Genomic DNA, 21,604 nt, shown 5'->3' with positions numbered 1-21,604 from the left:
CTTCTTTATTTGCTTTGTTCCGCCAACTTTTTCTTTTTAGCGATTTTTTCGCGTTCGTTTTTATCTAAAATTTTCTTCCGCAAACGAATAGACGTTGGAGTCACTTCACAATACTCATCATCATTCAAGTACTCGAGCGCCTCTTCTAACGTCATTAAACGCGGCTTTTTCATTGTGACCGTTTGTTCTTTCGTCGATGAACGAATGTTTGTAACATGTTTTGTTTTACAAATGTTGACCACTAAATCATTTTCGCGTGTATGCTCACCGACAATCATTCCTTCGTATACTTCCGTTCCTGGTTCAACAAAGATGGTCCCGCGATCTTCCACTTGCATGATTCCGTAGGCTGTCGCCTTTCCCGTCTCCATCGAAATAAGCACACCTTGACGACGGCCACCGATTTGTCCCGGACGCATCGGCTGATAACTATCAAACGAATGATTTAAAATTCCGTATCCGCGCGTCAACGACATAAATTCGGTTCGATAGCCGATAAGGCCGCGTGCTGGAACCATGAAAATGAGACGCACTTGCCCATTTCCGTTATTGATCATATCCACCATTTCGCCTTTGCGCGCTCCGAGCGATTCCATAATCGCTCCTGTATATTCTTCAGGAATATCGATTTGCACTCGCTCAATCGGTTCACAAATCACTCCATCGATTTCTTTTAAAATGACTTCCGGTTTTGATACTTGCAATTCAAATCCTTCACGGCGCATGTTTTCGATTAAAATGGACAAATGTAGTTCACCGCGGCCAGAAACAATCCATGCATCGGGTGAATCCGTATTTTCCACGCGCAATGAAACATCCGTTTCGAGCTGCATTCGCAATCGTTCTTCGATTTTTCGTGCCGTGACGTACTTCCCTTCTTTTCCGGCAAACGGACTATTGTTGACAAGAAACGTCATCTTTAATGTTGGTTCATCGATGCGCAGAGGCGGGAGTGGATCTTGGTGATCAATCGGACAAACTGTTTCACCAACGTTAATATCTTCCATTCCTGAAACCGCGACTAAATCGCCAGCTTTTGCTTCTTCAATTTCAATTCGTTTTAACCCGATAAATCCGAACAATTTTGTAATGCGGAACGTTTTTACGGAACCGTCTAACTTCATAAGCGCCACTTGTTGACCGACTTTCATCGTTCCGCGAAAGACGCGACCAATTCCAATTCGACCAACATAATCGTTGTAGTCTAATAAAGCGACTTGGAATTGCAGCGGTTCTTCGCTATTGTCAACAGGAGCCGGAATATGCTCAATAATCGTTTCAAAAAGCGCCGTCATATCTTCATCTTGCTTCTCTGGATCGAGGCTTGCCGTTCCGTTAATCGCCGATGTATAAACGACCGGAAATTCAAGCTGTTCTTCTGAAGCATCCAATTCAATAAATAATTCGAGCACTTCATCAACCACTTCTTTCGGACGAGCGAATTCGCGGTCGATTTTATTCACGACAACGATCGGCGTCAACTTTTGTTCGAGCGCCTTTTTCAATACGAAACGCGTCTGTGGCATACATCCTTCATACGCATCCACAACAAGCAATACTCCATCAACTAAGCGCATAATCCGTTCGACTTCACCGCCAAAATCAGCATGGCCTGGCGTATCTAAAATGTTAATGCGCGTACCTTTGTATTGAATAGCTGTGTTTTTGGCTAAAATGGTAATCCCACGTTCTCGTTCTAAATCATTGCGATCAAGCACTCGCTCTTCAACGTGTTCATTGGCACGGAATGTCCCTGATTGCCGCAGCAATTGATCGACCAATGTCGTCTTTCCGTGATCGACATGAGCAATAATCGCAATATTACGAATATCTTTTCGAATGTTCAACGTTGTCAACCCCTACTTTTTATCATTGCGCGTTTATTATAGCATAGACTGAATCAAATGTTTATCGGAAGGTATATTTAGTGCCGGATCGGCAAGGAAAATATTGCCAACCGTAGCAGAAAAGCGCTCTTCTTTTCATGATTACATATGGTCAGAAATTTAACTAAACTAGCATAAACGGAATAGAAAAGCGAAACATTTTTTTGTAAACTAGAAAGTAACGGTCTAAAACAAGGGGGAGTCAATCATGAAACGATTTCAACCGATTTTTTTGATCTTTTCTCTTCTTGCTGTCGCAACAATGATGGGGATTGGCATTTTTATTTCTGAACGAAACATCATCGGCATCATCGCTTGCATCATTGCAATGTTTGCTGTGATGGGATTCGGCTTCGCAACAAAAAAACGAATGCAACAAAATGAGCGCTAATGGGACGAGTCATGCTTGTCCCTTAGCGCTCTTTCATAATATATTCTGTCAAAATTTCTTGATGCAGTCTCGGTTTCGATACAAATACAGAGCTTTTCTCAAGCAAGTTGAGCGGTTCGCCATATAAATTTGTCACGATCCCCCCAACTTCGTGAACGATTACCAAACCGGCAGCAAAATCCCACGGTGATAGACGCATCGTAATATAGGCATCCAATTTTCCTGAAGCAACATAAGCCATCTCTAATGCGGCCGATCCGTACGATCTCGTTCCTCGCACTCTTTTTACAAGCGGAGCAAGAACGCTCGGATCAATTCGTTTGTTTTCTGTTACCCATGTCGCATTTAACGAAATGACCGCTTCAGAAATCGTCGTTTCTTTTAACTTCGGCAGCGGTGTATCGTTCATAAATGCCCCTTTTCCTTTATGAGCATAATACAGTTCGTCATGTACGACGTCATAAATATAGCCAAGCATCCCGACCCCATCAGCAAACACGCCGACAGAAATGGCAAAATTTCTTTGTTGGTGAATAAAATTCATCGTTCCATCAATCGGATCGATAATCCAAACAATTCCATCTAAAGCGCGCAATTCATCGCCAAATCCCTCTTCACCTAAAATGTGATGGGTAGGAAATGTTTCGCGAATTCGTTCAATAAAAAATTGCTCGATTTCGCGATCCACATTCGTCACTAAATCAGAAGGATTCGATTTCGTCTCGATCGTCAGTTTTGTTTGAAAGGTATCACGAATTCGTTCCCCTGCCTCTCTAATCCAATGTTGCATATATTGATCGATCTCGTTCCACATTGTATCCATTTTTCTTCCTCCTACATATAGTAAAAGCGAATGAGTTTTTTATGTAGCGTGATCATGAGCGGCAAGTCGATGATGCTTGCCGCCCAATCCTTTAAATCGAAAGGCGAATTAGCTCTTGGCGTAATTTCTCTAATCTTTGCTTACATTCATTTTTCTTTTCCTCATCATTTTCTAGCATCGCTTCATATAGGGTGGCTAATTCGTAGTCAACTTCTAATTTTAATGCTGTAATTCGTCTTTCTCCGTCTGCTCGTTTCCATCCATTCACAACTTTTTTCATCGATTCGCACCCCTTTCATCCAACCGTTAAATTTTCAGATAATTTATTTTTTTATATATACTATGTAATGAAAGGGGTGTATGCAACTAAATTTCGTCCCGCTGCTCATCGCTTATCGTTCCATTTTAATGATGTCTCCTGGTGATGATGCCTTTGCTTTTTGAATCGTCCGATAAGAAGAATACCCGCTCACCTGCTCAAATTCATCACAAAGTTTTTTCTCCTCTACTTTGCTTGGTACAATCTCCTTAAATCGACGATAAAGTTTCATCAATTCTTGCCGCTCAATTCCTTTCTCATATGCTTGTTCAATTCCTTTAAAAAATTTCGTTACGTCAATAATTTCTTGTGCGCTCCAATCATAATGAACCGGATATGCATATTTCATCGATGTCTCACCTACTTTTTCATTAGTTTAGTTTGCCCAACGATGACGAATTTGTTCCGCTTCCGTAATCATTCGCTCAAAAAGTTCAGAAACGGTTGGAATATCTTTGATTAATCCCATCACTTGGCCTGCCCAAGCGAAGCCTTCATTCGTTTTCCCTTCATAAATAAAACGTTTATTTGCCACACCGCTAATATACTCTTTTAGTTCTTCATATCCACCACCTTTTTGTTCAATTTCTAAAATTTTTTTCGTCCATTCATTGGCGATCGCTCGAGCGGGTGCGCCAAGGCTCCGTTTAATTACAACCGTATCGCTTTCGGAACCTTTGACTAACATTTCTTTATAAACAGGGTTGGCATGAACACATTCCTTCGTGGCGATGAAGCGCGTCCCCATCTCGATTCCTTCCGCCCCTAGTGCAAGAGCTGCCATTAAACCGCGACCATCGCCAATTCCGCCAGAGGCAATAACAGGAATGGAAACAGCATCAACCACTTTCGGCACAAGCACAAATGTGCCGATATCGTGCTTGCCGAGATGCCCTCCCCCTTCTTGACCGACGACCATCACCGCATCCGCTCCCAACTCTTCAGCCTTAATCGCTTGGCGAACAGCAGCAACTAAAACAAGTTTTTTGACAGGAACTCCTTTTAATTGATCGAAAATAGGAGCAGGGTTCCCTCCTGTCATAGAAATAACAGGAACCTTTTCTTCAATCGCCACTTCGAGCATATGAGAAAATGGACGACCATGCTGTCCGATTGCAAAATTGACTCCAAAAGGCCGATCGGTTTTTTCCCTTACTTTTCTAATCTCTTCCCGTAATTGCTCTGGCGTTTCTAACGACATGGCGGTAATTTGTCCAAGCCCCCCTGCATTCGAAACAGCAGCAGCCAAATCGGAATAAGCTAAATAAGCCAACCCCCCTTGAATAATTGGATACCGAATATTTAACAACTTCGTTACTCTTGTTTCCCAATTCATCTTCATTCCCCCTTTTCTTTATCATTCGTCGAAACGATAAAAAACTCCTGTCCATGATTTATGCACGTTCCATCCATTAACAATCTTTTCATCTTAAATTCCTTCTTTGCAAACATGTAAAGAAGTGCTATAATTCACTTGTTTTATAATAAAGATATCAATAATCATTCATCATACATTATAAAAATAAAGAGGTGTACAGAGAAATTGTCACAGTATGAAACACCATTGTTCACTGGCTTATTGGAACATATAAAAAAGAACCCAATTCAATTTCACATTCCTGGTCATAAAAAAGGAGCAGGAATGGACGCACAGTTTCGTGAATTTATCGGTGAAAATGCTCTAGCCATGGACTTAATCAATATTGGCCCTCTCGATGATTTACATCAACCAAAAGGAATCATTAAAAGAGCGCAAGAATTAGCGGCAGAAGCTTTCGGTGCTGATTATACATTCTTTTCTGTTCAAGGCACAAGCGGAGCCATTATGACAATGGTCATGTCCGTTGCGGGACCTGGAGATAAAATTATTGTACCACGCAATGTGCATAAATCGGTCATGTCTGCCATCGTTTTTTCGGGTGCGACACCAATCTTTGTCCACCCAGAAATTGATAAAGAATTAGGCATTTCTCATGGGATCACGCCTGAAGCTGTTGAAGAAGCGTTGCGACAGCATCCAGATGCAAAAGGTGTACTCGTCATCAATCCAACATATTTTGGGATCGCCGGCGATTTAAAACGAATCGTCGAAATCGCTCATTCATATGGTGTTCCTGTTCTTGTTGATGAAGCGCACGGCGTTCACATCCATTTCCATGAAGATTTACCGCTCTCGGCGATGCAGGCAGGGGCAGACATGTCAGCCACTAGCGTTCATAAACTTGGCGGCTCAATGACGCAAAGCTCTATTTTAAATGTGCGTGAAGGACTTATTTCACCGAAACGCGTACAAGCCATTTTAAGCATGCTAACGACAACATCCACTTCCTATTTGCTATTAGCGTCTCTTGATGTAGCACGAAAACGTTTAGCAACTGAAGGACATGAGCTAGCTGAAAAAGCCATTCGCCTCGCTGAAAAAACGCGTCAGCAAATCAACGAAATTGACCATTTATATTGCGTCGGTAAAGAAATTCTTGGAACAAAAGCAACGTTTGATTATGATCCAACCAAATTGATTATTTCTGTAAAAGAATTAGGTTTGACTGGATATGATGTAGAAAAATGGTTAAGAGAGAATTATAACATTGAAGTTGAGCTATCAGATTTGTATAACATTTTATGTATTATTACACCGGGTGATACGGAGAGAGAAACAAGTATTTTAGTGAAAGCATTGCGCGATTTAGCAGAACAATTCCGCCATCAAGCCGATGTGGGTGTCAAACCAAAAGTATTGCTTCCCGACATTCCTGTTTTAGCGTTGACGCCACGTGATGCCTTTTATTCAGAAACAGAAGTTGTTCCGTTTGAACAGTCAGCAGGTCGAATTATCGCTGAGTTTGTGATGGTTTATCCTCCGGGAATCCCAATCTTTATTCCTGGAGAGGTTATTACAGAGGAAAATTTAAACTACATTAAAAAGAATTTAGAAGTTGGCTTGCCTGTGCAAGGTCCAGAAGACGATACGCTGCAAACATTGCGCGTCATTAAAGAATATCCAGCAAAACCGCTTCGATAAAAAAGAAAGGCATGCGCAGTACGCGCATGCCTTTCGTTGTATGAGACTCCTCATCCCCCAAAACTTCTCACTTAATCACTTACTCTTCCTCATGCTCGTTACAATCGCATTCATTGCATTGACCGTACAACACAGATACTTTCTCATCTTCAAAATAATCGATCGTTGCATTGCAAGTTTGACATACGATTGTGCCCATCCCCAATAACCCCTTTTCTTTTTGAATGTGTTTGAAAACGTTTTAATGTTTTACTAATTAAATAATAATATGTCACATTTTCTTTGTCAATAACAATTTGTATAACACATTAAAATAAAAAAGAGACTGATATCAGTCTCTTTTACTCATATTGTTCCCCTATTGGTGTACTTGGCAAAATATCTGAGAAAAATTCCGCTAAATCAGCAGCTTGTTCTTTCGTGTCAATGCGGAAAATACGTTGCAGATAGTCGTGGTCTTCAATATCTTTCGGATCGAGGAGAGCGGAGCGGCCCGTTTGCATACAAATCACAAGCGGTTTACCAAAAAACATATTGGTATACACAATTCCAAAATCATAGCGAACGTCCTTCGTGGTAAAGCCAACAAAGCGAACTTTGACCTTTTCATGCTCATCATACAGCTTCTCAAATAAATGCATAGTTTCCCTCCTTATTTATAGATTAAGTATCATTATAAAGGAAAAATAATTTATTGACAATAAAAAATATTTTGACTTTTTGTACTACTGATAAATCCAATCAGATTCACATCTGTTTTTTATTTCAACAAAATGATAGAATGAAAGAAAATGTAAAATTTGAGGTGATTCGTTATGGCTCATGTTGCATACATTAAACTCGTCCCAGCTTCAAAAAAACAAACCATTACGCTTGAAGAATTAAAGCAATTATTCGAACATTACAGAAGCATTTGCAAAAAAACAGGGGAGCAGCTAGGTTGGAATTACATCGATTCCGCTTTTCCTTACGAATACGATGAAACTTCTGAAGCCATCTTATTAAAAGGAAAAGACGCTCGTTATCAAACGATCGAGTGCCGCGTTGGGCACGAAAACGAACATAGTTTTATTCAAATCACACTTCCAAAAAACGCCACACATGGAGATAAAGGAAAGGCAAATGAGTTTTGTAAATTTATCGCTAAACAATTAGAAGGAGAACTCCATTTATTTAACGGCAGAGTGATGTATTTTTACAAGAGATAGTGCCAAACCGCTTGCCGACAAACAAAATAAATCGTAATGCTGGCAATGGTTGTCCAAAATGCTTTTTTGCGTTGCAAGCGAAACCGTAAGGCAAGCAAAAAAGCAACATAAACAAAAATGATAAACAACATCGCTTTAAAAATCGGCCGATCTCTAGCCGAAAGCCATTCAACGATTGAAAAACAATTCCAAATAAACATATGTAACAAAAAAACAACGTATTCTTTCACGTCCACTCCTCCTTACATAAAAAACATATGTCTTCCTACACATAAAATTGCTAAAAAAGAGGATGTTGATCAACATCCTCTTTTTCCTTATTTTTATTTTAAGATATGAATTGGCGTACCCATCGCAACTTCTGCTGCTTCCATCGCAATTTCGCCTAATGTTGGATGAGCATGAATCGTCATCGCAATATCTTCCGCTGTCATTCCAGCTTCAATCGCAAGACCTAATTCCGCGATCATATCAGAAGCGTTCGGACCAACGATTTGAGCTCCAATAATGACGCCATCTTCTTTCGTCAACACAAGCTTTAAGAAGCCTTCTGCATCGTTAAGCGCAAGCGCGCGTCCGTTTGCCCCAAACGGGAACTTCGCCGTAATGACATCAATACCTTCTTCAATCGCTTGTTTTTCAAAATATCCAACGGATGCGCACTCAGGATCAGAGAAGACAACAGCCGGAATAGCAAGATAGTCGATTTCAGAAGGATGGCCAGCAATCGCTTCTGCCGCAATTTTACCTTCATAAGAAGCTTTATGAGCAAGCGGCGGACCTTGAACAATATCACCGATCGCATAAATGTTTGGAACGCTTGTGCGGCATTGTTTATCGATTTCGATCAGACCGCGTTCTGTCATTTTAATGCCTAATTGCTCAAGACCGAGCTCTTCTGTATTTGGTCGACGGCCAACCGTTACAAGAACATATTCGGCATCGATTGTTTTTGTTTCTCCTTTTACTTCAAATGTAACCGTTACGCCATCCTCGCGTTCTTCAACGCCTTTAGCAAGCGCGTTTGTAAAGACGTCGACACCTTTTTTCTTTAAGCGACGTTTAACAACCGCGCTCATTTGTTTTTCAAACCCTGAAAGAATTTCGTCAGCACCTTCAAGAATCGTAATTTTCGTTCCAAAGTTCGCATAAGCTGTTCCTAACTCTGTACCGATATAACCGCCGCCAATGACAACCATTGATTTTGGAATTTCAGGCAAGTTCAATGCGCCTGTTGAATCTAACACGCGTTTAGAAAACTTAAATCCTGGAAGTTCAATTGGACGAGAACCTGTTGCAATAATCGCATTTTTAAATTTATACGTTTGTGCGCTATTTTCCGTCATGACACGAACTGTATTCGCATCAACGAAATATGCCTCACCGCGCACAATTTCAACTTTATTTCCTTTCAAAAGTCCTTCGACACCGCTCGTTAATTTTTTAACGACGCTTGCTTTCCACTCTTGTACTTTTTGGAAATCAACGGTCACTTTTTCTCCTATGATTCCCATATCTGCTGAATGAGTCGCAATTTCGTAACGATGACCAGCAGAGATTAACGCTTTTGATGGAATACATCCAACGTTTAAGCAAACGCCACCTAAGTTGCCTTTTTCCACAATCGTTACTTTTTGTCCTAATTGGGCTGCACGAATCGCAGCCACATATCCACCAGGACCTGCACCGACGACGAGAGTTTCAGTTTCAATTGGAAAATCGCCTACTACCATCGCTTTACGCCTCCATTAATAATAATTCTGGATCATTCAATAAACGTTTAATGTGATTCAACGCATTTTGCGCTGTTGCACCATCGATTATGCGATGATCAAAGCTTAATGATAACGCTAATACCGGAGCAACCACGATTTCACCATCGCGCACAATCGGTTTTTCAGAAATGCGACCGATTCCAAGAATTGCCACTTCTGGATGGTTAATAACTGGTGTGAACCACTGACCGCCTGCTGAACCGATGTTTGTAATTGTGCATGTTGCCCCTTTCATTTCATTTGGCATTAATTTGCCTTCGCGCGCTTTTGTTGCAAGCTCGTTAATTTCTTTTGCAATCGCGAAAATCGATTTGCGATCCGCATGTTTCACGACCGGCACAAGCAAGCCTTTTTCTGTATCCGCTGCGATACCGATGTTGTAATAATGTTTATAAATGATTTCTTCAGTCGCATCATCAATGGATGTGTTAAGCGCTGGGAATTCGCGCAATGCTGATGTTAACGCTTTGACAACGTATGGCAAGAATGTTAACTTAATGCCTTTTTGCGCAGCAATTTCTTTAAATTTCTTACGATGCGCAACAAGTTTTGTTACGTCGACTTCGTCCATCAATGTAACGTGTGGTGCTGTATGTTTCGAATTGACCATCGCTTTTGCAATCGCGCGACGAATACCGCTCATTTTCTCGCGTGTTTCAGGGAATTCGCCTTCAAGTACAACCGGTTGAGCCGCTGCTTTTGCTTCAGCTGGAGCCGCTGTTTCTTCTGCAGTTGGTGCTTGAACAGGCGCTGTTTCTTCTGCAGGAGCCGCTGTTTTACCTGCTAAATATGCGTCGATATCTTGCTTTAACACGCGACCATTTTTTCCTGTTCCTTGAACAAGACGGATGTCGACACCTTTTTCGCGTGCATATTTACGAACAGAAGGCATCGCAATGACACGTTTTTTCGGATTCACTGGAGCTTCTGCTTGTTTTGTTTCTTCTTTTACTTCTTCTTTCGCTTCTTCTACTTTTGGCTCATCGCCATGATCACCTTTAAATTTCAAATTTTCATAACCAGGAGCATCGAATTTAATCAATGTTTGTCCTACTGTTGCAACGGTGCCTTCTTCCACTAAAATTTCCAACACTTTTCCTTTTACAGGAGATGGAATTTCTACAACCGCTTTATCGTTTTGCACTTCGCAAAGCACATCATCTTCGTTCACTTCGTCGCCAGGTTTGACAAACCATTTGACAATTTCACCTTCGTGAATACCTTCACCGATATCCGGTAATTTAAATTCAAATGCCACTTTCGTCTACCTCCTATTCAATATGGGCTAGGGGAACGAACGAATCAATCGTTCTTCCCCTTCATTCTTATTTATTAGAACGTCATCACTTTTTTCGCTGCTTCAATGACATCTTTGAAGTTTGGTAACCATACAGGTTCTGCTTGTGAGAACGGATATACTGTATCAGGAGCCGCTACGCGCAACACAGGCGCTTCAAGGCTAAGAATTGCACGCTCGTTAATTTCAGCAACAACGTTTGCCGCAATACCTGCTTGTTTTTGCGCTTCTTGAACGACAATCGCACGTCCTGTTTTTTCGACAGAAGCGATAATGGTTTCAATGTCTAATGGTTGAACAGTGCGCAAGTCAACAACTTCCGCGGAAATTCCTTCTTTTTCAAGTTCTGCTGCTGCTTTTAATGATTCATGAACCATTGCACCATATGTGATGATCGATACATCTTTTCCTTCGCGTTTGATGTCTGCTTTACCGATTGGAATCGTATATTCTCCTTCCGGAACTTCTTGGCGGAACGAACGATAAAGTTTCATATGCTCCAAGAAAATAACCGGGTCATTGTCGCGAATCGCTGAAATTAATAATCCTTTTGCATCATAAGGCGTAGAAGGAATTACTACTTTTAAACCAGGTTGTTGTGCAACTAGCCCTTCTAAGCTATCTGCATGCAATTCAGGTGTATGAACGCCGCCACCAAAAGGAGAGCGAATAGTAATTGGAGCATGATAGCGCCCGCCAGAACGATAGCGCATACGTGCCATTTGTCCAGAAATGGAATCCATTACTTCATAAACGAAACCGAAGAATTGAATTTCTGCCACTGGACGAAATCCTTGCAATGCTAGTCCGATTGCTAAACCACCAATTCCAGATTCAGCAAGCGGTGTATCAAACACGCGATCTTCACCAAATTCCGCTTGCAATCCTTCTGTCGCACGGAATACTCCACCGTTTAGACCAACGTCTTCACCAAACACCAACACGTTTGGATCATTTCGCATTTCAATACGCAACGCATCAGTGATTGCTTGAATCATTGTCATTTGCGCCATTGTCTATTTCGACTCCTTTTCTTTATAGATTTCATATTGCTCTTTTAAGAAGAACGGCATTTCTTCGTACATAATGGACATTAAATCCGTCACTTTTTGTTTTGGTGTTTCGTCAGCTTTCTTAATCGCTTCTTTAATGTCTTCTTTCGCTTGTTCGATGACGCGATTTTCTTCCTCTTCGCTCCACAAGCCTTTGTTTTCTAAGAACTTACGGAAACGAATAAGCGGATCTTTTTTCTCCCATTCGCTTTCTAATTCTTTTGAACGATAGCGAGTTGGATCGTCGCCCGCCATTGTATGTGGACCGTAACGGAAGCATAATGTTTCAATTAAAGTTGGACCTTCACCGTTAATCGCACGCTCGCGAGCTTCGCGCACAGCTACGTATACAGCTAATGGGTCCATTCCGTCTACTTGAATACCTGGAATTCCCGCCGCTACCGCTTTTTGTGCAATCGTTTTTGCCGCTGATTGTTTCTCAACTGGTGTAGAAATCGCAAAACGGTTATTTTGAACGATAAAGATCGCTGGAGCGTTAAACGCGCCTGCAAAGTTAATTCCTTCGTAGAAGTCTCCTTGAGAAGCTCCTCCGTCACCTGTGTATGTAACCGCTACCGCTTTTTTACCGCGTTTTTTCATTCCAAGCGCAACACCTGCTGCTTGAATGATTTGCGCACCGATAATAATTTGCGGTGGCAACACGTTTACACCTTCAGGAATTTGGTTGCCATGGAAGTGACCGCGCGAGAACAAGAACGCTTGATAAAGCGGTAATCCATGCCAAATCATTTGCGGAATGTCACGATATCCTGGTAAAATAAAGTCCTCTTTCTCAAGAGCGAAATGGCTTGCAAGTTGGCTTGCTTCTTGACCAGCTGTCGGCGCATAGAAACCTAGACGACCTTGACGGTTTAAAGAGATGCAGCGTTGATCAAGAACGCGCGTATACACCATGCGGCGCATTAACTCTTTCAATTGCTCATCCGTCAAATCTGGCATAGCTGCTTCATTCACAACTTCGCCTTCTTCATTTAAAATTTGAAACGTCGGGAATTGCTCAGCCACTTTTTCAAGTTGTTTTTTCACATCAAATAGGGGCTTTTTACCCATTTTGTTCACCTCATCCTTTCCTTTTCGAGACGTAAAATAATTGCAGCTTTAATTTACCCAAAATTTTTAGTAAACAGACACCGTTTTCAATGTTCGAAGCAGCAATATTGTTTATTTAAAGCTGTATTAATAAAAAATGTGGTTTTCATTAATACAACTATTCTTTTACATATTCAAGTTTACACGTTCCGATATTAATCGTCAATTACTTTGACTCGAAGCTTTTGCATTATATTAAAATTGGAAAATATTGAAACTGTTATTAATCTGTTATAATATTTTTTGAAAAACTGTATTATTTCTGTTTTTCATAAGGAATATAGTGTTTTCTTTGCTTTATTGTACTGATTGGTATAATCATTATACTGCTCGATCATCTTTTGAAATCGTTCATATGTTTTATTAATCTCGTTTATTTTTTCTTCAAGTTCAACAAACGTTAGATCCTTTTCTTGCAATAGATGATAAAATTGGGACTCAAGTTGCAACGCTTGATGATAATATTGATATAATTGTTCATATGAGCGATAACGCTTCTCCCATAGTTCGTAAACGTTCCTCGCTTCACTTTTTATTGTCGGATCATCGATCTGATCAATCAATCGTTGCAAATTCGCCATCTCATCTTTTAAGCGAACCATGTTTTTTCGCTCTTCATCCATTCGCTTTTTTCGCTGATCAATGACTTGCAATGCTTCTTTCACGAACGGCTGAATTTGATCAAATTGCTTTAGCCCTAACGACATAATTTCTTCATAAATTTCTTTTTCCTTTTTCTCTAATTCAATAAGTGGCTGTTGGTGCTTCGCAAACGATTGTTCTAATTGATTCACTTCATTTAATAACGATTTTAATTCCCTTTCTGGAGAGTTTATACTGCAACTTGTTAAAACAATAAGTAAAATAGAGAAGAACAGCGTTTGTCGAAATGACATAAAATCATCTCCCTTTACTGAAAATCAAAAAATAAGGAGTGAGGATCCAATGATTACAGCGAAAGATATTATTAAGGATGGGCATCCAACGTTGCGAAAAGTAGCTGAGGAGGTGCCTCTTCCTCCTTCTGACGAAGATAAGAAAATTTTAGCCAGCTTATTAGAATATGTAAAAATGAGCCAAGATCCCGAATTAGCAGAAAAATACGGTCTTCGCCCAGGAATTGGGTTAGCGGCTCCGCAAATTAATGTATCGAAACGAATGATTGCTGTTCACGTTACGGATGAGAAAGGAAATTTATATAGCTATGCATTGTTTAATCCAAAAATTATTAGCCATTCCGTTGAAAAATGTTATTTAACAAGCGGTGAAGGATGCTTATCCGTTGATCGTCCCATTCCAGGCTATGTTCCGCGCTATGCACGAATCACCGTTACCGGAACGACGCTAGAAGGAGAAACGGTGAAATTGCGTTTAAAAGGACTCCCTGCCATCGTTTTCCAACATGAAATTGATCATTTGAACGGCATTATGTTTTACGATCATATCGATAAAGAAAACCCTTTCAAAATTCCTGAAAATGCTATACCGATTGAAAGATAAGAAAAGGGGGCTGTTCCCCTTTTCTATTTCAATAAACCTAGCTTTTTTAATCCAAATAAAATTCCATCTTCATCGACAGGTTTGGTCACAAAATCGGCAATTTGTTTCACTTCCTCTTTCGCATTTCCCATCGCGACCCCCGTGCCGACAAATTGAAGCATTTCGATATCATTTAGCCCATCGCCAAACGCATAGACGTTTTCGCGTCGAACGCCAACTCTCTCGATCATTTTTTTGATTCCTTCCGCTTTGGAACCGCCAGATGGAAGGACATCCGTTGAAACGGCATGCCAGCGCACAAAACGAAATTCTTTATATGTACGAACATACAGTTCTTCTTCTTCGGGTTTACAAAATAAAAGCGCTTGATAAATATTTTGATGTTGGTAATAATATTCATCGAACTCAGGATGAGTAAACTTTAAGCTTCCCATGCTTACATGAATATGAGGATGATTTTCAACACTTGCTTTCATCGTTTCCGCATCCATAAAAACGAGCGGATGTTCATTGGCGTGAGCCGCTTCTTTTAATGAATGAAGGCGTTCTTTATCCAATGGATTTTCATAAATGACTTCCCCTTCAAACACAACATATTGACCATTAAAACTAACAAACGAGTCAATTCCGAGCGATTCCCGCAATTCCTTAAACATAAACGGCGCGCGCCCAGTCGCAATCGCCACATAAATTCCTTCTTGCTTTAATGCTTGAATGGCGGCAGCGGTCGATGCTGGCAGTTCCTTGTCATGATCCAATAGCGTTCCATCGATATCAAAGAAAACAATTTTTTTATCCATCATTTCCCACCCTCATGATTTAAACGTGTAAAACTTCACAAACCTACCGTAAACGAACAGATGAAAATTGTCAATGAAATTCCGTTTTTGGTGTGAGTCAAGTTTTTGTGGAGATCCTTCCCATAATTACTCAGTCACGTTTTTGTTCCATTTTTTCCTATGCAAAACATGTCGATCAACTTATATACTAATATTAAGAAGAACATTTACTTTGGACAAAAATTGTTTACAATAAAAGATAAGGAGTTGATGAGTCATGCTCAAAAAACTCAAACAAAAGCTGCTTAAACAATGGAAGGAATTGTTAAGAAAAAAATCGATCGCCTAATTTTGACATAGCCCTTCTATGACGAAGGGCTTCTTTTCAATTTTATTTCAAAATGATTCATTTTTTATATATAATAAAGAAAGCTACATCACAAACGGGTAAGGAGAGATGAAAGAATGATTTTTAAAGTATTTTATCAGGAGAATCCTGAAGAAGTGCCTGTGAGAGAAAAAACAAAAACACTTTACATCGAAGCGGAAAGTGAACGAGATGTGCGCCGAAAATTACAAGACCGTAACATTAACATCGAATACATTCAACCGCTTGAAGGTGCTCATTTAGAGTACGAAAAACAAAACGCTGATTTTAAGGTATTGGAGATTTAAACATGAAATTTTTAAAAGAAAATCAAGTCGGAGTTTTCGCTCTTGGCGGTCTGGGCGAAATCGGAAAAAATACATATGGCGTACAATTTCAAGACGAAATCATCGTCATTGACGCGGGAATTAAGTTTCCAGAAGACGAATTGCTTGGAATTGATTACGTCATACCCGATTACAGCTATTTAGTCAAAAACGCTGAAAAAATTAAAGGGTTGTTTATTACTCACGGGCACGAAGATCATATCGGAGGCATTCCTTATTTGCTTCGTCAAGTGAATGTCCCGATCTACGGTGGAAAATTAGCTCTCGGATTGATTCGAAACAAATTAGAAGAGCACGGCTTACTCAGTCAAGCAAAATTAATTGAAATCAAAGAAGACGATGTCATTCGTTTCCAAAAAACAGCCGTCACGTTTTTCCGCACAACCCATAGCATTCCTGATAGCTATGGAATTGTCGTAAAAACACCGGTCGGACAAATCGTTCATACAGGAGATTTCAAATTTGACTTCACTCCTGTTGGCGAACCAGCGAACTTAACAAAAATGGCCGAAATCGGGAAAGAAGGCGTTCTTTGTTTACTTTCTGACAGCACAAATAGCGAAATCCCTCATTTTACGATGTCAGAACGCCGCGTTGGCGAAAGCATTCATGACATTTTCCGTAAAGTACAAGGTCGAATCATTTTTGCTACGTTTGCATCCAATATCCATCGTCTGCAACAAGTAACGGAAGCCGCTGTACTAAACGGCCGAAAAATTGCTGTATTTGGTCGCAGCATGGAAGCAGCGATCGAAATTGGCCAACAACTCGGCTATATTAAATGCCCGAAAGATACGTTTGTGGATGCAACGCAAATCAATCGTCTGCCAGCACATCGCGTCACCATTCTTTGCACAGGAAGCCAAGGGGAACCGATGGCTGCCTTATCGCGAATCGCCAATGGAACACACCGACAAATTCAAATTATTCCTGGGGATACGGTCGTCTTTTCTTCTTCTCCAATCCCTGGAAACACCGTTAGCGTCAATCGAACAATCAATTTGCTTTATCGGGCTGGAGCAGAAGTCATCCATGGACCGCTAAACGACATTCATACATCTGGCCATGGCGGTCAAGAAGAGCAAAAATTAATGATCCGCTTAATGAAACCGAAATATTTCATGCCAATTCACGGCGAATATCGAATGCAAAAAATGCATGTCAAATTGGCAGTCGATTGCGGAGTTCCAGAGGAAAATTGTTTTATTATGGACAACGGAGAAGTATTAGGATTAAGCGAAAATGAAGCAGGAATTGTCGGCAAAATTCCATCCGGTTCTGTTTATATTGACGGTAGCGGTATCGGCGATATCGGCAATATCGTGTTGCGCGATCGCCGCATTTTGTCAGAGGAAGGATTAGTGATCGTTGTCGTTAGCATTAATATGAAAGATTTAAAAATTGCCGCAGGACCAGACATCATTTCGCGCGGATTTGTCTACATGCGCGAATCAGGCAATTTAATAAACGATGCGCAAAGTTTGATCACCAAACATTTGCAGCAATTATTAGAACAAGGCACAAATCAATGGTCCGAAATTAAAAACGAAATTACTGACACGCTTGCACCTTTCTTATATGAAAAAACAAAACGAAGACCGATGATTTTACCGATTATTATGGAGGTATAAAAAAGCACCCTGTCGCCTGACAGGGTGCTTTTCGTATGCGATGTTTATGCGCTTTTCTTAATCACCAACAACTTGATTTTCGAAACGATCAATATCCACATCCGCACCGATCACAATTAAAATGTCACCTTTATGAATAATTTCGGAAGCAAGCGGTGAAACAATAATATCGTTATCTCGCTTAATGGCAACAATATTAATTCCGTATTTTGCGCGAATATCTAACTCGAGCAACGAATGGCCATGCAAACGATCGTTGGCGACAATTTCGACGATGCTATGCCGATCAGAAAGCTCCAAATAATCGAGAACATTATTCGAAATAATGTTATGGGCGATGCGCTCACCCATATCTCGTTCTGGGTGAACAATTTGATCAGCCCCTATTTTTTTCAATACTTTTTCATGGTAATCATTCGTTGCCTTTACCGTAATTTTTTCGACCCCTAATTCTTTTAAAATAAGCGTTGTTAAAATGCTGGCTTGAATGTTATCACCGATAGCAACAATGACATGATCAAAGTTGCGAATCCCTAAACTTTTCAATACCGCTTCATCCGTTGAATCTGCAACAACCGCATGGGAAGCGATCGATGCGTATTCATTGACCCTATCCTCATTAATATCAATCGCCAATACTTCCATTCCTTGTTCACTCAATGTGCGGCAAACACTTCCGCCAAAACGGCCAAGCCCAATTACCGCAAACTCTTTCTTTTTCACCAACAGTCCCCCCGTTTCACTGTTTATTTTAACACAAAAACGGAGGAAACTTGCTTATTTTTTTCCCTTTACGTAATCAGCATCAAATAGAAAAAGACGCATTAATAAAACAAGTGACGGGATTAACAATAACAATCCAGCAATAAAAACAATAACAAGAGCGATTCCCATCGTCTCATTTGTATAGGCAGAATAAATCGTTACATACGGATCTAAAATGTACGGCAAATGCGAGGCCCCGTATCCGAAAAAAGCAAAGAAAAACTGCAACATGACGAATACAAAGGCCGTTCCGTATCGCTTTCGTTGATAAATTAACGAAGAAGCGACGAGAAAACAGATGAATGAAAAACCAAACACCCACCAATACATCAACATTTTTTCAAAATGGGCAATATTATGCTCACGCAATCCTGCAAAAACAAGCAAGCTGGCAATGATGGTAGGCGGGCTCCAAAACAGCGCATATTTTCTTAAAATTTCGCGCGCTTGTTCATCGTTTGCCCGATCCGCATAGTACGTTAAGAATGCGGCGCTAATAAATAAAACGCTCACGATTGCTAAAAAAACAACGCTCCATGAATACGGGCTTTTAAACAAGCGGTCTGCGAAAAAAATGATTTCTTCCCCGCGCTTTTCAATAAATCCCCCTTCTGAGATGGTCAATACAGTCGAAAAAGAGGCAGGAATGAATAATCCTGATACGCCGTACAAAAACAAGTAAACTTTATTTTCCTTTGAGCCATAATTCGCAAACGCATAAAATGAGCCTCGGATACTCAACAAAACGAGCGCAATGCTTCCCGGGATCAGAAGAGCTGTTCCATAATAGTATGCGGTATCAGGGAAAAAGCCGACTAAACCGACGAAGAAAAAGACGAGAAAAACATTTGTGACCTCCCAAACAGGCGATAAGTAGCGGCTAATTAAATGATTGACTAAATGATCTTGTTTTTTCATTTTACAGTAATACGCAAAAAAGCCTGCTCCGAAGTCAATCGAAGCAACGATTAAATAGCCGTACAAAAAAAGCCATAAAACCGTCATGCCGACAAGTTGAATATCCACCCTTTTCCCCCTCTCTTTATTTGTTAAAACGATACTCTAACTCCGTTTCCGCTGGTTTGTTTTTAAACATTTTGATCAACACCGTTGTACAAATGATCGCTAAAACAATATAGAGGGCGAGGAACAATAAAAACATTTCGCCGACATGATCGGCGGTCGTTGCTCCTTCTGCCACTTTCATATATCCGCGCAAAATCCATGGTTGTCGACCGACTTCCGCAAAAATCCAGCCTGTTTCAATGGCAACGAGCGAAAGCGGGCCGCCTGCGACAATCGCCCAAAGAAGCCATTTATGATACGGATTAAAGCGCTTCATCCGCTCAAACAGAAGATAGAGAAAAGAAACAACGACTAAATATACACCAATCGTAACCATGATGTCGAACATGTAATGAATCCATAACGGCGGTCGTTCATCTTCCGGAAAATCATTTAATCCGATTACTTCTGCGTTGAAATCATTAAACGATAAGAAACTTAACATGTTCGGTAAGCGAAGAGCGTACTTGACTTCATGATTTTCATCTAAAATCCCATAAAGCAAAAGGTCCGCACCTTTTTCCGTTTCAAAATGCCATTCTCCTGCCGCTAATTTTTCCGGCTGATATTTAGCTAAAAACTTCGCGGAAAGATCTCCAGCAATCGCGGTCGATAACGCAAAAATAAATCCTGCCACCATCGTTAATTTCAATGCTTTTTTGTAGTACTCGTCCGTTTTTCCGCGCAAAATGTGAAATGCCGCAATCATCGCCAAAATAAAGGCGGAAGAAACGTACGAAGAAGTTAACACATGGAATACTTTCGATGGGGTCGCAGGGTTAAACATCGCTGTAATCGGATCAATGGCGGCAATGGCTCCGTTTTCAAGCGTAAACCCTTGCGGCGTATTCATAAACGCATTAACGGTCGTAATAAAAAACGCCGAAGCGCTTGAGCCAATAATAATTGGAATCGACAACAACCAGTGATAAATCGGCTTTTTAAATCGATCCCATGTATATAAATAGATGCCAAGAAAAATCGCTTCAAAGAAGAAAGCGAACGTTTCCATAAATAAAGGCAAGCTAATCACTTGACCCGCGATTTTCATAAAGCTCGGCCATAACAGCGATAGTTGCAAACCGATACATGTTCCTGTAACGACTCCAACGGCCACTGTCACCACGAAGCCGCGCGTCCATCTTCTTGCCAACAGCAAATAATGCGGATCATTTCGTTTTATTCCAATATATTCCGCAATGGAAATAAGAATCGGTACACCAACGCCAATCGTCGCAAAAATAATATGAAAGGCTAACGTCAATGTCGTTAGCATCCTTGCCAAAACGACACTATCAAGTTCCATATCGATCCCCCTATATATGGCAATAATATAAATTCAAGTTGAGTTTCCGACATCTCTCATCATGAATAAAAAACCACTTTTCTGCCAAAAAGCTAAGATTATCGTATAGAGTAGGTTACATACAAAACTATATTTTCACTATATTTATATTGTAAACTTAAAATAATGCGTTTGCGCAAAAGGAAGGTGAACATTTTATGACAAAAATCACATAAAAAAGAGACCGCCTCCTCCTTGACGATCTCTTTGCACCGTTTATTCGTTTTGTTCGCTTTCTTCTAACACGCGATTGACACGTTTGATCAGCATCTTCATTCCGCTTCCGCCCGCTTGATAATGACGTAGCTTTCCTTCCGCATCGAACACATAGTAAGCTGGAACATACTGATTGTCAAAAGCTTCTTTGATCTTATGTTCATTGTCAATTAAAATTGGTTGCGTAATCCCATGCTCCTCAGCTGTTTTTTTCACAAGCTCAATATTTAAATCGTTTTCCGACCGTGGTATATGAACAGAAATTACATTGAGTCGATCTTTATATTGATCGCGAAATTCATTAATTTGCGGCATCGCTTCTTTACAAAGATGGCAGCTAACGGACCAAAAATGGATGAGCGTCGGTTTCTCGCCAATTAATTGTTCCCTCGTCACTTCACCATTTAGACATGCCGTCGCTCCTGTCAATTCTGGCATTGGTTCACGCAATTTCATGGTCAATCCCTCCTTGATGTTCAACATATTAAGAACGCATCCGTGAAAGTAGTAGCTTTCGATGAGGACACGCTTGCATTTGGACGAAGAAAGCGGAACAAATGAGGCTTAAACAGATCCTCCCCGTTCTAACCAAAAAAAGGGGGTGTCCCCCCTTTTTTCTGTGAAAATCAATTAACCATGGCTGAAGCGGTATACCCCACAATCAAATTGGATACCCTATTAATGACCAAAAAAAGGCAATAGGAAA

Annotated in this window: 24 protein-coding genes; 6 read left to right on the top strand and 18 right to left on the bottom strand. The window is 40.5% G+C overall.

The genetic code is table 11. The annotated features are described in order from the left end of the window. Nucleotides 1–5 precede the first annotated feature (5 nt). Nucleotides 6–1,847, bottom strand: a complete 1,842-nt coding sequence (typA, locus tag EDD69_RS05720) for a translational GTPase TypA (protein WP_132948003.1) — start codon at nt 1,845–1,847, stop codon at nt 6–8. Between the two features lie 247 nt (nt 1,848–2,094). Here typA and EDD69_RS05715 point away from each other — a divergent pair, with 247 nt between their 5' ends. Continuing rightward, nucleotides 2,095–2,277, top strand: coding sequence for a DUF5325 family protein (locus EDD69_RS05715; protein ID WP_132948002.1), 183 nt, complete (start codon nt 2,095–2,097; stop codon nt 2,275–2,277). Nucleotides 2,278–2,299: 22 nt separating this feature from the next. Here EDD69_RS05715 and EDD69_RS05710 read toward each other — a convergent pair whose 3' ends face one another. The 4 genes from EDD69_RS05710 to EDD69_RS05695 all read right to left on the bottom strand — a co-directional run bounded on the left by EDD69_RS05710 (nt 2,300) and on the right by EDD69_RS05695 (nt 4,755). Beyond that, nucleotides 2,300–3,091 carry an inositol monophosphatase family protein gene (locus EDD69_RS05710; RefSeq protein WP_132948200.1) on the bottom strand — a complete coding sequence of 264 codons (792 nt, stop codon included), beginning with the start codon at nt 3,089–3,091 and terminating at the stop codon, nt 2,300–2,302. 100 nt (nt 3,092–3,191) lie between these two features. Further along, a complete protein-coding gene (locus tag EDD69_RS05705) occupies nt 3,192–3,380 on the bottom strand; it encodes a hypothetical protein (RefSeq protein ID WP_132948001.1) in 189 nt (62 codons plus the stop codon). A 112-nt stretch (nt 3,381–3,492) separates the two neighbouring features. After that, nucleotides 3,493–3,768 (bottom strand): UPF0223 family protein, encoded by a 276-nt coding sequence (locus tag EDD69_RS05700; RefSeq protein WP_132948000.1) that lies wholly within the window; start codon nt 3,766–3,768, stop codon nt 3,493–3,495. Between the two features lie 27 nt (nt 3,769–3,795). Continuing rightward, nucleotides 3,796–4,755, bottom strand: coding sequence for an NAD(P)H-dependent flavin oxidoreductase (locus EDD69_RS05695; RefSeq protein ID WP_132947999.1), 960 nt, complete (start codon nt 4,753–4,755; stop codon nt 3,796–3,798). A gap of 207 nt (nt 4,756–4,962) precedes the next feature. On the opposite strand from EDD69_RS05695, the gene EDD69_RS05690 reads away from it, so the two are divergent. Next, on the top strand, nt 4,963–6,441 hold the full coding sequence (locus EDD69_RS05690; RefSeq protein ID WP_132947998.1) for an aminotransferase class I/II-fold pyridoxal phosphate-dependent enzyme: 1,479 nt from the start codon (nt 4,963–4,965) through the stop codon (nt 6,439–6,441). 79 nt (nt 6,442–6,520) lie between these two features. Here EDD69_RS05690 and EDD69_RS05685 read toward each other — a convergent pair whose 3' ends face one another. Both EDD69_RS05685 and EDD69_RS05680 read right to left on the bottom strand, forming a co-directional pair. Further along, nucleotides 6,521–6,640, bottom strand: a complete 120-nt coding sequence (locus tag EDD69_RS05685; RefSeq protein ID WP_132947997.1) for a GapA-binding peptide SR1P — start codon at nt 6,638–6,640, stop codon at nt 6,521–6,523. A gap of 142 nt (nt 6,641–6,782) precedes the next feature. Next, nucleotides 6,783–7,082, bottom strand: coding sequence for a DUF3055 domain-containing protein (locus tag EDD69_RS05680; protein WP_132947996.1), 300 nt, complete (start codon nt 7,080–7,082; stop codon nt 6,783–6,785). A 174-nt stretch (nt 7,083–7,256) separates the two neighbouring features. On the opposite strand from EDD69_RS05680, the gene EDD69_RS05675 reads away from it, so the two are divergent. Beyond that, nucleotides 7,257–7,649 (top strand): DUF1885 family protein, encoded by a 393-nt coding sequence (locus EDD69_RS05675; protein WP_132947995.1) that lies wholly within the window; start codon nt 7,257–7,259, stop codon nt 7,647–7,649. Here EDD69_RS05675 and EDD69_RS05670 read toward each other — a convergent pair. The 6 genes from EDD69_RS05670 to EDD69_RS05645 all read right to left on the bottom strand — a co-directional run bounded on the left by EDD69_RS05670 (nt 7,637) and on the right by EDD69_RS05645 (nt 13,779). Continuing rightward, nucleotides 7,637–7,879 carry a hypothetical protein gene (locus EDD69_RS05670; RefSeq protein ID WP_132947994.1) on the bottom strand — a complete coding sequence of 81 codons (243 nt, stop codon included), beginning with the start codon at nt 7,877–7,879 and terminating at the stop codon, nt 7,637–7,639. The genes EDD69_RS05675 and EDD69_RS05670 overlap by 13 nt on opposite strands. Nucleotides 7,880–7,972: 93 nt before the next feature. After that, on the bottom strand, nt 7,973–9,382 hold the full coding sequence (lpdA, locus tag EDD69_RS05665) for a dihydrolipoyl dehydrogenase (protein WP_132947993.1): 1,410 nt from the start codon (nt 9,380–9,382) through the stop codon (nt 7,973–7,975). Nucleotides 9,383–9,386: 4 nt separating this feature from the next. Further along, a complete protein-coding gene (locus EDD69_RS05660; protein WP_132947992.1) occupies nt 9,387–10,682 on the bottom strand; it encodes a dihydrolipoamide acetyltransferase family protein in 1,296 nt (431 codons plus the stop codon). Nucleotides 10,683–10,756: 74 nt separating this feature from the next. Beyond that, on the bottom strand, nt 10,757–11,734 hold the full coding sequence (locus tag EDD69_RS05655) for an alpha-ketoacid dehydrogenase subunit beta (RefSeq protein WP_132947991.1): 978 nt from the start codon (nt 11,732–11,734) through the stop codon (nt 10,757–10,759). Nucleotides 11,735–11,737: 3 nt separating this feature from the next. Continuing rightward, nucleotides 11,738–12,844, bottom strand: a complete 1,107-nt coding sequence (pdhA, locus tag EDD69_RS05650; RefSeq protein ID WP_132947990.1) for a pyruvate dehydrogenase (acetyl-transferring) E1 component subunit alpha — start codon at nt 12,842–12,844, stop codon at nt 11,738–11,740. A gap of 308 nt (nt 12,845–13,152) precedes the next feature. Continuing rightward, on the bottom strand, nt 13,153–13,779 hold the full coding sequence (locus EDD69_RS05645; RefSeq protein WP_132947989.1) for a YkyA family protein: 627 nt from the start codon (nt 13,777–13,779) through the stop codon (nt 13,153–13,155). A gap of 49 nt (nt 13,780–13,828) precedes the next feature. Here EDD69_RS05645 and def point away from each other — a divergent pair, with 49 nt between their 5' ends. Further along, entirely contained in the window at nt 13,829–14,383 is a 555-nt protein-coding gene (gene def, locus EDD69_RS05640; RefSeq protein ID WP_132947988.1) for a peptide deformylase, read from the top strand. Between the two features lie 23 nt (nt 14,384–14,406). Here def and EDD69_RS05635 read toward each other — a convergent pair whose 3' ends face one another. After that, nucleotides 14,407–15,183 carry a Cof-type HAD-IIB family hydrolase gene (locus EDD69_RS05635; RefSeq protein WP_132947987.1) on the bottom strand — a complete coding sequence of 259 codons (777 nt, stop codon included), beginning with the start codon at nt 15,181–15,183 and terminating at the stop codon, nt 14,407–14,409. Between the two features lie 444 nt (nt 15,184–15,627). Here EDD69_RS05635 and EDD69_RS05630 point away from each other — a divergent pair, with 444 nt between their 5' ends. Together EDD69_RS05630 and rnjA are read left to right on the top strand one after the other, a co-directional pair. Further along, the gene (locus EDD69_RS05630) at nt 15,628–15,837 is read left to right on the top strand and encodes a DNA-dependent RNA polymerase subunit epsilon (protein WP_132947986.1); all 210 of its coding nucleotides are present in this window, start codon (nt 15,628–15,630) and stop codon (nt 15,835–15,837) included. A 2-nt stretch (nt 15,838–15,839) separates the two neighbouring features. Continuing rightward, entirely contained in the window at nt 15,840–17,507 is a 1,668-nt protein-coding gene (gene rnjA / locus EDD69_RS05625) for a ribonuclease J1 (protein ID WP_132947985.1), read from the top strand. A 57-nt stretch (nt 17,508–17,564) separates the two neighbouring features. Here rnjA and EDD69_RS05620 read toward each other — a convergent pair whose 3' ends face one another. The 4 genes from EDD69_RS05620 to EDD69_RS05605 all read right to left on the bottom strand — a co-directional run bounded on the left by EDD69_RS05620 (nt 17,565) and on the right by EDD69_RS05605 (nt 21,354). Beyond that, nucleotides 17,565–18,230, bottom strand: a complete 666-nt coding sequence (locus EDD69_RS05620) for a potassium channel family protein (protein WP_132947984.1) — start codon at nt 18,228–18,230, stop codon at nt 17,565–17,567. A 54-nt stretch (nt 18,231–18,284) separates the two neighbouring features. Next, nucleotides 18,285–19,298: a cytochrome d ubiquinol oxidase subunit II gene (locus tag EDD69_RS05615; protein ID WP_132947983.1), complete on the bottom strand. Its 1,014-nt coding sequence runs from the start codon at nt 19,296–19,298 to the stop codon at nt 18,285–18,287. 16 nt (nt 19,299–19,314) lie between these two features. Beyond that, complete coding sequence (locus tag EDD69_RS05610; protein WP_132947982.1) at nt 19,315–20,643, bottom strand: cytochrome ubiquinol oxidase subunit I; 1,329 nt, start codon at nt 20,641–20,643, stop codon at nt 19,315–19,317. A gap of 255 nt (nt 20,644–20,898) precedes the next feature. Next, nucleotides 20,899–21,354: a TlpA family protein disulfide reductase gene (locus tag EDD69_RS05605; RefSeq protein WP_132947981.1), complete on the bottom strand. Its 456-nt coding sequence runs from the start codon at nt 21,352–21,354 to the stop codon at nt 20,899–20,901. Between the last annotated feature and the right edge of the window lie 250 nt (nt 21,355–21,604).

It is taken from the genome of Thermolongibacillus altinsuensis (assembly GCF_004341205.1).
GTDB lineage: Bacteria > Bacillota > Bacilli > Bacillales > Anoxybacillaceae > Thermolongibacillus > Thermolongibacillus altinsuensis.
The sequence above is the reverse complement of the archived record's forward strand: the minus strand, read 5'-3'. Positions and strand labels throughout refer to the sequence as shown.